Below are 12,552 nucleotides of genomic sequence, written 5' to 3' on the forward strand. Positions count from 1 at the left end.
GAGCCCCCATGGCCTTTGGAAACCCCGGATTCAACGTCTTCGAATTGCCCGAGGAGCACGTCGCGCTCCGCGAGGCGATCCGTGCGCTCGCCGAGAAGGAGATCGAACCGCACGCCGCCGACGTCGACGAGAACGCGCGCTTCCCGCAGGAAGCCCTCGACGCGCTCGTCGCCAGCGGATTCAACGCGATCCACGTTCCCGAGGAGTACGACGGACAGGGTGCCGACTCGGTCGCCGCCTGCATCGTGATCGAAGAGGTTGCGCGCGTGTGTGCGTCGTCGTCGCTGATCCCGGCCGTCAACAAGCTCGGCACCATGGGTCTGATCCTCAACGGTTCCGACGAACTCAAGGCCAAGGTGTTGCCGTCGATCGCCGCCGGTGAGGCGATGGCGTCCTACGCCCTCTCCGAGCGTGAGGCCGGTTCGGATGCGGCGTCGATGAAGACCCGCGCCCGCAAGGACGGCAGCAACTGGGTGCTCAACGGCTCCAAGTGCTGGATCACCAACGGCGGCAAGTCATCCTGGTACACCGTCATGGCGGTCACCGACCCCGAGAAGAAGGCCAACGGCATCTCGGCGTTCATGGTCCACGAGGACGACCCGGGCTTCACCGTCGGCCCGCTGGAGAAGAAGCTCGGCATCAAGGGATCACCCACTGCCGAACTGTATTTCGAGGACTGCACCATTCCCGAGGATCGGATCATCGGTGACGAGGGCACCGGCTTCAAGACCGCGCTGCAGACCCTCGACCACACCCGCCCGACCATCGGTGCGCAGGCCGTCGGCATCGCGCAGGGTGCGCTCGACAAGGCCATCGCCTATGTCAAGGACCGCAAGCAGTTCGGCAAGCCGATCAGCTCGTTCCAGGGTGTGGAGTTCATGATCGCCGACATGGCGATGAAGGTCGAGGCCGCCCGGTTGATGGTCTACACCTCCGCCGCTCGCGCCGAGCGTGGCGAGAAGAACCTCGGCTTCATCAGCTCGGCGTCGAAGTGCTTTGCCTCCGACGTCGCCATGGAGGTCACCACCGACGCCGTGCAGCTCTTCGGAGGTGCCGGCTACACCCGTGACTTCCCGGTCGAGCGGATGATGCGCGACGCCAAGATCACCCAGATCTACGAGGGCACCAACCAGATTCAGCGCGTCGTGATGAGTCGCGCACTGCTGCGCTGAGCCCTTCCCGGCCGAAACGGCGCCCCATCGACTCGTCGATCGGGCGCCGTTTTGCGTCGATCGTGCGCTCAAACCCGTCGATCGTGCGCTCAAATTCGTCGACCGTGCGCTCAAATTCGTCGATCGGGCGTTTCCCCGAACCACTCGTCCGCGCATGTGCCGATGTCGACGGAACCATCGAGGCGACCGCTGCGTCGAATCTCCCATGACCATCGATGAACCCACAGCGACACCCGAACTCGTTTTTCGACGCGACGCCCTCTCGGAGCCGGGAATGTCGCCCGAACGATTCGCCGCGGAATTCAGGCTCCTTCGCGGCGAAGCGCACATCGGGCGCGGCGAGATGCTCACTGCACGTCAGCGGGTGATCGCGATCGCGTCTGCGGCGCAGGGAGATCCCGTGGTCGGCGGTCAGGCCGCCATGGTCATGCACGGTTCCCGGTGGTTCGATTCGGATTTCCCGATATTACTCATCCGAGGCGCCAGCGCCTCTGGCCGCGCGGCGCGGGGCTCCGTCCCCCGTAGGGTGGATCTGCGGCCCGAACACATCGAGGTCATCGATGGCATCGCGGTCACCTCGCCGATCCGGACCGCCTTCGACGTCGGGAGGATTCAGCCGAGAATGCGCGCGATCGGCCATCTCGCCGCGCTCGCCGCGGCCACCGCATACGACCTCGGTGAACTCGCCGACTACGTCGAGACTCAGAAGGGCGTCCGATACGTACGGCAGCTGAAAGGTCCTTGTTGCCCGCCACGACTGGGCCTACCCCGAGCTGAAGATCGGCATCGAGTACGACGGTGAGGAATACCATTCCAGTCCCGAACAACGAGCGAGCGATGCCGCACGCGACGCGGAGTCGGCGCGGCTCGGCTGGAAGGTCATCCGTGCGAACAAACATCGGATGAGAACCAATCCCATGGGCGTGGTGAACGAGATCGCCGAGGCCATCCGCACACGCGGCGGCTACTACTCGTGAGCGCCCGGTCGACGGTTCGAGCGCCCGGTGGACGAAAACAGGCGCCCGGTCGGCGAAAGACGATCAGGCGTAGCTCGGCTGGAACTGCAGGGCGGCGTGTTGTTTGGCCGCGGCCGCCCGGAAATCGCCCATGGCCCTGGGCATGTGGAACGCGTTGGTGACGATGAGAGCCCCGGTGGCGCCCATGGCCTTGAGCATGGCGACGGTGTAGGTGGCGTTCTCCACGGTGTCGGTGGAGCGGCCCTCGTTGACCATCTGCCACATCGGCACACCGCGCCTCATCAGCCCGAGATTCATGAACTGCGCCTCCGACACCGGCAGCCACCAGGTATCGCCGCCGGAGACGATGACCCGATTGAACGGATGCGACCGGGCCAAGGCCGCGCCGGTGTCGAGGCGCTCATTCAGGATCGTCGGCGTCTGACCGAAGGTTCCCATCTTGGCGCCCAGGACGACGATGTAGCGCGTCGGCGGACTCTGCCACAAGAACAGGCTGGTGGGGGAGAGCAGATCCGAGCTGCCCAGACCCGAGCTGCCCCAATCCGACGAACCGTTGTCCGCGCGGGCCGGCGACGACACCAGGCCGCCGACGGTCGCCGCGAGAACCACTACCACGATTGATGCCACCACCCGAAGCCGCATGCGATGTAGCATAGCGCAGACTATTAGCTGTACTAATTGTCTCGTTGGCCTCGAATGGCCACTTCGCGCGGATCAGGTGAAGGCGATGTACTTGACCGTCAGGTACTCCTCGATGCCCTCCGAGCCGCCTTCGCGGCCGATACCGGACTCCTTGACGCCGCCGAACGGTGCGGCGACGTCGGAGATCACACCGCGATTCACACCCACCATCCCGGAGTCCAGCGCCGTCGACACGCGCAGCGCCCGATCCAGGTCGCGGGTGAAGAAGTATGCGGCCAAACCGAATTCGGTGGAGTTGGCGGCCTTGATCGCCTCGTCCTCGGAGTCGAAGGAACTGATCACGGCCACCGGGCCGAAGATCTCGCCGCGGGTGACCGGTGCGTACGCGTCGACGTTGTCGATGACGGTGGCCGGGTAGAAGAAGCCCTTTCCGCCGGGGGCCTTGCCGCCCAGGCGAACCCGGCCGCCGTGCGCGACGGCGGTCTCCACGGCCTCGGCGACCTTGTCGCGCTGCGCCGCGCTGACCAGCGGACCGAGGGTCACGCCGTCGTCGTACCCCGGTCCGATCCGAACCGCCGACATCTTCTCGACGAGTTTCTCGGTGAACTCCTCGACCACACCGGACTGCACCAGAAAGCGATTGGCCGCGGTGCACGCTTCGCCGCCGTTGCGCATCTTGGCCAGGAAGGCGCCCTCGACGGCCTTGTCGACGTCGGCGTCATCGAATACGACGAACGGCGCGTTGCCGCCGAGTTCCATCGACGTGCGCTGCACCCGCTCGGCGGCCTGGCCGAGCAGGTTCTTGCCGACCGGGGTCGAGCCGGTGAAGCTGATCTTGCGAATCCGGTCGTCGCCGATGATCGCCGATGCCACCTCCCGCGCCCGCATCGTCGGGAGCACCGACAGCACGCCCGCGGGAAGTCCGGCCTCGGCGAAGATCTCGGCGAGCGCCAGCATCGTCAACGGCGTCTCGTGGGCCGGCTTGACCAGCATCACGTTGCCCGCGGCCAGCGCGGGACCGATCTTGCGCGTGCCCATGGCCAGCGGGAAATTCCACGGTGTGATCGCCAGGCACGGGCCGACCGGGGCGTGGGTCACGACGATCCGGCCGGTCCCCGCCGGAGACTGGGTGAACCTGCCGTCGATGCGTACCGCCTCCTCGGCGAACCACCGCAGGAACTCGTTGCCGTAGCGCGCCTCGGCCAGGCTGTCGGGCAGGGCGCGTCCGAGTTCGAGGGTCATCAGCATCGCGAGATCGTCGGTGCGGTCGGCGACGAGACCGAAAGCGCGACGCAGGATCTCACCGCGCTCGCGGGCCGGGGTCGCCGCCCAGTCATCGGCGACCGAGGTTGCGACGTCCAGGGCGCGACGCGCGTCCTCGACGGTGGCGTCGGCAACCTGGGTCAACGGTTGCTCCGTTGCCGGATCGTAGACGGTGAACGTACCCGCATCCGACGCGTCGACCGACTCGCCGCCGATCCACAAACCGGTGGGTACGCCGTCGAGAACGGCCTGGGTGTCGATGATCTCGGTGGTGCTCATGAAAGGTCCTCTCGCTGCGATGCTCGGTGGTTCGGTGTTGTTCGCCGATTCAGTGGTGCTCGGCGTTCGATGCGTGACAGTGCGCCGAAGGCGACGGTTCGACGTCGAGTGCCGGGTTGCGGTCGAAGAATCCGAAAGGCTTGAGCCAGAACGAGACCACGTCGGCAGGCATGACCGGCCAGTCCTCGGGACGGGTGATGTGGTGGATGCCGAACACATACCACAGGACGACGTCGGTGTTCTCGATCGACCGGTTGTTCTTGGTCCACTCCGCCAAACCCGTGTCGCGCTCGGACTGGTTGACGAATTCACCTGCAGGCCAACGCTCGTCGGCATTGTTCGGTGTCACCCAGAGGGTGTGGCCGATGACGGTGGCGCGCTGGAAGACCGGCGAGGCGGGGTCGAACATCGCCGGGAACGCGCCGGTCGGGGACAGCTTGTAGGCCGGATGGTGACCGAGCTCGGTGGTGCGGTTGGTGTTGACGATCTTCCAGCTCTTCTGCGTCGCGAAGTCCGGGTCCTGCATGCCCTCGCTCTCGGTGCGCAGTGCCGTATTGCGTTGCGTCAGCGACAGTCCGAGCGGATTTCCCGGACCCATCGGCTCGGCGACGGTCTCCGAGGCGAACACGGTGTTGTCGGTGCCATCGATATCGAGGTCGAGCCGCGCGACGAGGAAGTGCTGGTGGAATGGTGCATACGTGCGATCGTCGATGACGGTGCCGTGCGGATTGCTGGTCACCCCGGGCGGCATCGGTGTGGTCACCATGATGCCGGTGGCGCGGACCTCGCACTCGATGTTGCCGTCCTGATAGAACCGCCAGTACACCAGGTATTCGTAATTGGCCACGGTCACATGGAAACTGACCGTGAGTCGCCGCATACGCCGGACCTCGGCCCCGGCATCGTGATCGACATGCTTCCAGAGGACGGCGTTGTCCTCCTCGTGGATGCAGATGGCGTTGGTGATGGTGTAGGGCTCACCGGCGCTGTTGTGCAGCACCGCATCGAGGTAACGGATCTCGCCGAGGCAGTCGCAGCCGAGTTCGAGCGAGGTCGTCATGAAGCCCAGACCCCACTCGCCGATGTCGAAAGCGGTACGGCGGTAATGGTCCTCGCAGTGGTCGCGGTAGGGCACCACCATCTCGGCGAACGACATGCGATGCGCCACCGACCGCTCGCGCCCGGCATCGTTGTAGGTCACCGAATGCAGGGTCATGCCCTCCCGGTAGTTGAAACCCACTCGCAGCGACCAGTTCTGCCACGTCAGCCGGTTGCCGTCGAGGGTGAACGACGGACCCTCGGGCTGGGTGATCTCCAGAGGCTTGAGTGGCGGGCGCTTGAAGGTGTCGCGGATGCGTTGCGGGATATGGCGCGGCACATACTCGCCCATCACCTGCGGACGCTCGAAGCCACCCGAGCCATCTGCCCCACTCCCGGCGGCCGTATCTTCTATGCGCAGCAACTCCATCGTGTTCACGTCGATCACACAGTGCAGCCCCGACACGGGATTCGCGTACGGATTGGCGCCCTCGGCGTTCTTCACCCAGGTGTCCGACCAGCCCAGACGCCGCCCCTTGAACTCCTCGGGGATCAGCGCGCCGCCGTAGGTCCAGGTGTCCATGAAGACCAGGTCGAGATCGGTGATCCCGCGTCGCGCGAGAGCCGCCTGCACCTCCGGGTGTGCCCGCAACACCCGATCGCATTCCTCGAACTCGTCGACGGTGAAGTTCGCCTGCACGTCCGGGACCAGATCGAACGATTCGACGGTCTCATCGGTGAGGCGTACCACCGACTTGTATGTCAGGTTCTCGGAACTGTTGAGACAGATGACGATCGCCCGTCGTGCGGGGACGGTGCCGTCGGCCTCGTACGCGGCGAGCTCGGCCTTACCCGGCTCGGCGAGTTCGATGGAGGCGTACCGCCATCCGTCGCCGACGCCCTGCTCGCGCGAGAGAACCGCGGAGACGGCCCGGAATTCGTCGGCGGAGAGTGGATCGAGCGGGTGCATACGGTGTCCTTTGTCTCGCAGCGGTTTTCGGAAGTGGACGGTTGGGGCGGGGTCGATCAGGCGGGGCGATCAGACGAGGGACTTGATGGCGTCGCTCAGTACGCCGAGGCCCTCACGGAGCAGGTCGTCGCCGATCACCAGCGGCGGCAGAAGCCGGATCACGTTGCCGTAGGTGCCGCAGGTCAGGACGATGACGCCCTGGGCGTGACATGCCGCGGCGACCGCCTTGGTGAGGGCCGGGTCCGCTTCCGGGCCGCCGGGAGCGGAGCGAGCGGGGCCCATATTGCCGCCGCCGAGAGCGGAGCGAGCGGGGCCCATGTTGCCGCCGCCGGGCCGTACTATTTCGATCGCCATCATGGCGCCCCGCCCGCGGATCTCGCCGATCACCGGCTTGCCCTGTGCGGCAAGTTCATCGGCCGTTTCGGAGAGGACGGAGGTGATGACCTCGCCGATGTGGCGGGCGCGCCCGGCCAGATCGAGGGTTTCCATCTGTTCGATCGCGGCGAGGGCCGCGGCGCACGCGACCGGGTTTCCGCCGTAGGTGCCGCCGAGTCCGCTGGCGTGTACGGCGTCGAGCAGTTCGGCGCGGCCGGTCACCGCCGAGAGCGGCATGCCGCCGGCGATGCCCTTGGCCATGGTGATCAGATCGGGGACGACGCCCTCCTCCTCACACGCGAACCACGTTCCGGTGCGGGCGAATCCGGCCTGCACCTCGTCGGCGATGAAGACGACGCCGTTCTCGCGGCACCACTGCGCCAGGGTGGTCAGGAATCCCGGTGCGGGGACGATGAATCCGCCCTCGCCCTGGATGGGTTCGATGATGATGGCGGCGAGCGAGTCGGCGCCGATCTGTGTCGTCATCGCCGAGATCGCATGTTCGGCTGCGGCTTTGCCGTCCACGCCGAACTGGTCCCGGAACGGATAGCTCATCGGCATCCGGTACACCTCGGGGGTGAACGGACCGAAGTGCGCCTTGTACGGCATGTTCTTCGCGGTCAACGCCATCGTCAGATTGGTGCGGCCGTGATAGGCGTGGTCGAAGGCGACCACCGCGTCCCGCCCGGTCGCCAGCCGCGCGATCTTCACCGCATTCTCGACGGCCTCGGCGCCCGAGTTGAACAGGGCGGTGCGCTTGTCGTGATCACCGGGGGTGAGCGCGTTGAGCTTCTCGGCCACCGCGACGTAGCTGTCGTAGGGCGCGACCATGAAGCAGGTGTGGATGAGATGGGCGGCCTGGTCACCGACGGCCGCGGCCACCGCGGGGTTGGCCGATCCGACCGAGGTCACCGCGATACCCGAGCCGAGGTCGATCAGCGAGTTCCCGTCGACGTCGACGAGGACTCCGCCGTCACCGTCGGCGGCGTAGGACGGCAGGATCGAACTGACCCCGGCGGCCACCGCGGCGGATCGGCGAGCACCCAGCTCGATCGACCGCGGGCCCGGCAGGTCGGTCACCAGCCGTCGCTCCTGGGGCAGGCGGTAGACGATTTCGGTGGCGGAAGCGGTCATCGGGTGTCACCTCGTGCTCGATGTGTGGGGGCCTGTTGTTGTGTGGGGCCTGGGGTGCGCGGCCGCACTGGGCGCTGCTGGTCATCAGTGTTCGCCCAGTGACCCGGTTCACGCGCCTGACAATGTGTCCACCGATTTCTCGGTGACACTCCACGATGTCCAGTCCGGGCGTACGGTGAACGGGTGTCGACGTCCGTTCGCTGGCTGATCGCCCAACGCAGCCTCGAATTGGTGCTGCATGCCGGCGGTGCGGGCCTCGAACGCCCCATCGACAGCGCGGTCAGTTCCGAGCTGCTCACCGCCGCCGAGTGGATGGTGGGCGGCGAGGTGCTGCTCACCACCGGACTCCGACTCACCGACGACCCCGCCGAGCAGCAACGGTACGTCCGCTCCCTCGATGAGGTCGGGGTCGCCGCCCTCGGTTTCGGGGTGGGCCTGGGCTTCGACGCCATACCGCAGGCGATGATCATTGCCGCCGACGAGGCGGGCCTTCCGTTGTTCGAGGTTCCGCTGCACATCCCGTTCTCGGCGATCACCCGCGCCCTGCTCGACCAGATCGCCGCCGGCCGCTCGGCCCGCCTGGTGTCGGCGACCCGCGCGCAACCCCGCATGACACGTGCCGCGGTGGCCCGTGGTCCGGCCGCGGTGGTCGGCGAACTCGCCGACGCGATCGAGCGTCGCGTGCTGCTCCTCGACGCCAACCATGCCGAGGTGGCGTCCTCGCCCGCTCCGCCCGACCCCGACGATCTCGCCCGGGTCCGCGCCCTCGTCGCCCGCGATCCCGCGTCGGCGGGCGCGGTGTTCGTCGCCGACGACGTCACCTTCATGGTCACCCGGATCGGCTCGGCCACAAGGACATTCGGATTCCTCGGCGTTGTCGGGGCACCTCTCGACGAGGTCAACCGGATGCTCGTCGGCCACGCCACCTCGCTGCTGGCCATCGAATACGCCAAACCGCAGGAGGTGCGTCGGGAGATGGCCCTGCTGCAAACCGACGTGCTCGGATCGGCACTCGACGGAGTAGTCGGGCCCACCGCGCTGCGGGTGTTGCGGCGCGCCGCCAGCCCCGACGACGCGGTGCGGGCGGTGGTGTTCACCTTCGCCGGCGACGCCGATGCCGAGCGGGGGCAGGCACGCCTGACCGACGAACTCGAACGCCGGTGGCGCCCGGTGTTCGTGCACCGGGCCGGAACCGAGGTGGCGACCCTGCTACGCGGCGACGACCCCGTCGACGTGGCGATCGGCCTGCTGAGCGTGCTCGCGACCGCTGCGACGGTGCGCGGCGGGATCGGCCCGCCGGTCCGCCTGGCCGACGCGGCGGAGACGCCCGACGCCGCGGCCGTCGCCACATCGGTGACGCAGGCCCGCCTGGCCTGTCGCTCGGCCGCGGTGGGGCAACTCGTCGACCTCGACGACGCACAGTCGCTGCTGGCGGTCGACCCGGTGCGACAAGCGTTGGCCGACAACCACGATCGGCGTCTCGCGCCGATCCTCGACCACGATCGCCTCCAGGGCACCGCGCTGCACCGGAGTCTGCTGGCGTATCTGGAGGCCAATGGCAACTGGGGGAGTGCGGCCACCGCACTCGGCGTGCACCGGCACACCCTGCGCAGCCGGATCGAGAGGGTCGAGGACATGCTCGCCATCGACCTCGCCGATGCCCGCACCCGCGCCGAACTGCTGCTGATGATGCTCGGGGCCGACGCATGAGGCGCGGGGCGCTCGCCACGATGCTGGCGGCGCTGCTGATCCTCGTGGTCGGCTGCGGCGCCGACGACGGATCTCCCGCGCCGTCGTCGTCGGCCCCGAGTTCGACCGGCACCGCTCCGGCCGCGACCGCATATGTCAATCTCGGCGACAGTTACGCCGCGGGCGCCGGAGTCCTTCCGGTGCAATCGGATTCGCCGTTCCTGTGTCAGCGGTCGGCGATCAACTTCGCCCACCTCGTCGCCGCGCAACGTCGGCTGCCGCTCACCGACGTGAGTTGCTCGGGCGCCGACACCGCCGACCTCACCACCAGCCAATACTTCGGCATACGACCACAACTCGACGCGCTCGGACCACAGACACGGCTGGTGACGCTGATGCTCGGCGGCAACGACGAGAACACCTTCGGCGGGGCGATCAGCAAATGCGGCGACGCGATCGCCGACAGCCCCGGAGTCCCCACCGGTTCGCCGTGCCGGGATCGTTACGGCTCGGAGTTGACCGCACCCATCGACGCCGAGATCTATCCGGCCCTCGTCGACGGCCTCACCCGGATTCGCGCCCACGCCCCGAATGCCCGCGTCGTCATCGTGGGCTATCCGTGGATTCTGCCCGCCACGCAGGGCTGCTACCCGGCGATGCGCGTCGCGCCCGGTGACGTGCCGTATCTGCGTGGACTGCAGGCCGACCTCAACGACGCCGTGCGCCGCGCCGCCGAGAAGACCGGCGTCACCTTCGTCGACATGTCGCAGGTGTCGCAGGGCCACGACGCGTGCGCGGGTGCGGCGCGCTGGATCGAACCGCAGCAGGGCACCACGGCGCGGATCACGGTGCATCCCAACGCCCGCGGCCACGAGGCCATCGCGGCGCAGATCGAGGCTGCGCTGGGGCGGTGAGCACGCCCCGGCAGTGCCCTGACCAGGCCGAATTTCTCTCACTCGGTGCCATTTGGAACACTGGAGGCCGTGAGCAGATCCGCCGACGTCGCCGTGAAGTCCAGTGAGCTGTTCGAACGGGCGCAACATGCGATCCCCGGTGGGGTCAACTCACCGGTGCGTGCGTTCTCCGCCGTCGGCGGCGATCCCCGGTTCATCGCCTCGGCCACCGGCTGCACTCTGACCGACGTCGACGGCAACACCTACGTCGACCTGGTGTCGTCGTGGGGGCCGATGATCCTCGGTCACGCCCATCCCGCCGTCGTCGAGGCCGTGCAGCGTGCCGCCGCGGGCGGACTGTCGTTCGGCGCGCCCACCGAATCCGAGGTCGAGCTGGCCGAGGAGATCATCGACCGCGTCGACCCGGTGCAGCGGGTGCGGTTGGTCAACTCCGGCACCGAGGCGACCATGTCGGCGATCCGGCTGGCCCGCGGCTTCACCGGCCGCCCCAAGATCATCAAGTTCTCCGGCTGCTACCACGGCCACGTCGACGCACTGCTCGCCGACGCCGGCTCTGGTGTGGCCACCCTCGGCCTGCCGACCAGCCCCGGTGTCACCGGCGCCGCCGCCCACGACACCCTCGTGTTGCCCTACAACGACCTCGATGCCGTCGCGAAGGCCTTCGAGGAATTCGGTGACGACATCGCCGCGGTGATCACCGAGGCCGCCGCGGGCAACATGGGTGCGATCGCGCCCATCGACGGTTTCAATGCCGGTCTGCGTGACCTCACCCGCCGGCACGGCGCCCTGCTGATCATCGACGAGGTGATGACCGGATTCCGGGTCAGCCCGGCCGGCTGGTTCGGGCTCGAGGGTGTCGGCGCCGACCTCTACACCTTCGGCAAGGTGATGAGCGGCGGCCTGCCCGCCGCGGCCTTCGGCGGTCGCGCCGACGTCATGGAGCGCCTCGCGCCGACCGGTCCCGTCTATCAGGCGGGCACGTTGTCGGGTAATCCGGTGGCCGTCGCCGCCGGCCTGGCGACGCTGCGGACCGCCGACGCGGCGGTCTACTCGGCCCTCGACGCCAACGCCGACCGCCTCGCCGGCCTGCTCACCGACGCCCTGCACACCGCCGGGGTGGCACACCGCGTGCAGAAGGCCGGCAACCTGCTCAGTGTGTTCTTCACCACAGACGGCGCCGCCGACACCCGCATCGTCGACTACGCGGGCGTGAAGGCAACCCAGACCTGGCGTTTCGCGCCGTTCTTCCACGCGCTACTGGACGCCGGTGTGTACCCGCCGCCCAGCGCGTTCGAGGCCTGGTTTGTCTCGGCGGCGCTCGACGAGGATGCTTTCACTCGAATTGCCGACGCGTTGCCGGCCGCTGCGCGGGCCGCGGCAACCGCGCCCACTCCCGGGGAGAGCTGATGCACACGATCGTTCACATGATGCGCCATGGTGAGGTGCACAATCCCGACGCCATCCTCTACGGACGGCTGCCCGGCTTCCATCTCTCCGACACCGGTCGCGCTCAGGCCCGCAAGGTCGCCGACGCGCTGGCCGACCACGACATCACCGCCGTGTTCGCCTCCCCGCTGCAGCGCGCACAGGAGACCGCCGGACCGATTGCCGCCGCGCACGACCTGCCGATCCTCACCAACGACGAGCTCATCGAGGCCGACAACATCTTCGAGGGACTCAAGGTCTCGGTCGGCGACGGCGCGCTGCGCAAGCCGCGGCACTGGCCCAAGCTGCGCGACCCGTTCACCCCGTCCTGGGGCGAGCCGTACATCCAGCTCGCGCACCGGATGCTGGCCGCGGCCAACAAGGCCCGCGACGCCGCCCGCGGCCACGAGGCCGTCTGCGTGAGTCATCAGCTGCCGGTGTACACGCTGCGCCGCTTCCTCGAGGGCCAGCGGCTCTGGCACGACCCGCGTCGTCGCCAGTGCTCGCTCGCGTCGTTGACCAGCCTCATCTACGACGACGACGCCCTCGTCGACATCATCTATTCCGAGCCGGCCGGTGCGTCGGATCCACTCGTGACCGGGGCTTGAGCAGGAGAGTGTTGAACGCGTGAGGGTGCGAGATCGTGGTGGTCGTGACGTGTGTCCGACGCCGTC

At 68.0% G+C, this 12,552-nt stretch carries 11 protein-coding genes; 7 read left to right on the plus strand and 4 right to left on the minus strand.

The genetic code is table 11. The features are described from left to right. The first annotated feature begins 8 nt into the window (after positions 1-8). The 3 genes from AC5ZH6_RS05475 (at position 9) to AC5ZH6_RS05485 (ending at position 2,149) form a co-directional block, all read left to right on the plus strand. A complete protein-coding gene (locus AC5ZH6_RS05475) occupies positions 9-1,172 on the plus strand; it encodes an acyl-CoA dehydrogenase (RefSeq protein ID WP_006372691.1) in 1,164 nt (387 codons plus the stop codon). A gap of 205 nt (positions 1,173-1,377) precedes the next feature. After that, positions 1,378-1,974 (plus strand): hypothetical protein, encoded by a 597-nt coding sequence (locus AC5ZH6_RS05480; RefSeq protein WP_496168597.1) that lies wholly within the window; start codon positions 1,378-1,380, stop codon positions 1,972-1,974. Beyond that, complete coding sequence (locus AC5ZH6_RS05485; protein WP_416361929.1) at positions 1,958-2,149, plus strand: endonuclease domain-containing protein; 192 nt, start codon at positions 1,958-1,960, stop codon at positions 2,147-2,149. The genes AC5ZH6_RS05480 and AC5ZH6_RS05485 overlap by 17 nt, the downstream gene beginning before the upstream one ends. Before the next feature lie 63 nt (positions 2,150-2,212). Here AC5ZH6_RS05485 and AC5ZH6_RS05490 read toward each other — a convergent pair whose 3' ends face one another. The 4 genes from AC5ZH6_RS05490 to AC5ZH6_RS05505 form a co-directional block, all read right to left on the minus strand. Beyond that, the gene (locus tag AC5ZH6_RS05490) at positions 2,213-2,791 is read right to left on the minus strand and encodes a YdcF family protein (protein ID WP_496168598.1); all 579 of its coding nucleotides are present in this window, start codon (positions 2,789-2,791) and stop codon (positions 2,213-2,215) included. Between the two features lie 72 nt (positions 2,792-2,863). Further along, entirely contained in the window at positions 2,864-4,333 is a 1,470-nt protein-coding gene (locus AC5ZH6_RS05495; protein ID WP_035728838.1) for an NAD-dependent succinate-semialdehyde dehydrogenase, read from the minus strand. Between the two features lie 49 nt (positions 4,334-4,382). Beyond that, positions 4,383-6,341: a primary-amine oxidase gene (locus AC5ZH6_RS05500; protein ID WP_496168599.1), complete on the minus strand. Its 1,959-nt coding sequence runs from the start codon at positions 6,339-6,341 to the stop codon at positions 4,383-4,385. A 69-nt stretch (positions 6,342-6,410) separates the two neighbouring features. Next, a complete protein-coding gene (locus tag AC5ZH6_RS05505) occupies positions 6,411-7,850 on the minus strand; it encodes an aspartate aminotransferase family protein (protein WP_496168600.1) in 1,440 nt (479 codons plus the stop codon). Positions 7,851-8,033: 183 nt separating this feature from the next. Here AC5ZH6_RS05505 and AC5ZH6_RS05510 point away from each other — a divergent pair, with 183 nt between their 5' ends. The 4 genes from AC5ZH6_RS05510 (at position 8,034) to AC5ZH6_RS05525 (ending at position 12,486) form a co-directional block, all read left to right on the plus strand. Then, a complete protein-coding gene (locus AC5ZH6_RS05510; protein WP_496168602.1) occupies positions 8,034-9,560 on the plus strand; it encodes a PucR family transcriptional regulator in 1,527 nt (508 codons plus the stop codon). Beyond that, complete coding sequence (locus AC5ZH6_RS05515) at positions 9,557-10,453, plus strand: SGNH/GDSL hydrolase family protein (RefSeq protein WP_496168603.1); 897 nt, start codon at positions 9,557-9,559, stop codon at positions 10,451-10,453. Before AC5ZH6_RS05510 ends, AC5ZH6_RS05515 begins: the two co-directional genes overlap by 4 nt. Positions 10,454-10,522: 69 nt before the next feature. Further along, on the plus strand, positions 10,523-11,860 hold the full coding sequence (hemL, locus tag AC5ZH6_RS05520) for a glutamate-1-semialdehyde 2,1-aminomutase (RefSeq protein WP_020172252.1): 1,338 nt from the start codon (positions 10,523-10,525) through the stop codon (positions 11,858-11,860). Further along, positions 11,860-12,486 (plus strand): histidine phosphatase family protein, encoded by a 627-nt coding sequence (locus tag AC5ZH6_RS05525; RefSeq protein ID WP_006372682.1) that lies wholly within the window; start codon positions 11,860-11,862, stop codon positions 12,484-12,486. Before hemL ends, AC5ZH6_RS05525 begins: the two co-directional genes overlap by 1 nt. The last annotated feature ends 66 nt before the right edge of the window (positions 12,487-12,552 follow it).

The sequence above is a fragment of the Gordonia sp. YC-XJ4 genome (assembly GCF_059511865.1).

Excerpts from the sequence above, each read along its gene's own strand:
- AC5ZH6_RS05505 (WP_496168600.1), bottom strand. The coding sequence starts at position 7,850 with ATGACCGCTTCCGCCACCGAAATCGTCTACCGCCTGCCCCAGGAGCGA.
- AC5ZH6_RS05490 (WP_496168598.1), bottom strand. The coding sequence starts at position 2,791 with ATGCGGCTTCGGGTGGTGGCATCAATCGTGGTAGTGGTTCTCGCGGCG.
- AC5ZH6_RS05475 (WP_006372691.1), top strand. The coding sequence starts at position 9 with ATGGCCTTTGGAAACCCCGGATTCAACGTCTTCGAATTGCCCGAGGAG.
- AC5ZH6_RS05480 (WP_496168597.1), top strand. The coding sequence starts at position 1,378 with ATGACCATCGATGAACCCACAGCGACACCCGAACTCGTTTTTCGACGC.
- AC5ZH6_RS05525 (WP_006372682.1), top strand. The coding sequence starts at position 11,860 with ATGCACACGATCGTTCACATGATGCGCCATGGTGAGGTGCACAATCCC.
- AC5ZH6_RS05515 (WP_496168603.1), top strand. The coding sequence starts at position 9,557 with ATGAGGCGCGGGGCGCTCGCCACGATGCTGGCGGCGCTGCTGATCCTC.
- AC5ZH6_RS05500 (WP_496168599.1), bottom strand. The coding sequence starts at position 6,341 with ATGCACCCGCTCGATCCACTCTCCGCCGACGAATTCCGGGCCGTCTCC.
- AC5ZH6_RS05495 (WP_035728838.1), bottom strand. The coding sequence starts at position 4,333 with ATGAGCACCACCGAGATCATCGACACCCAGGCCGTTCTCGACGGCGTA.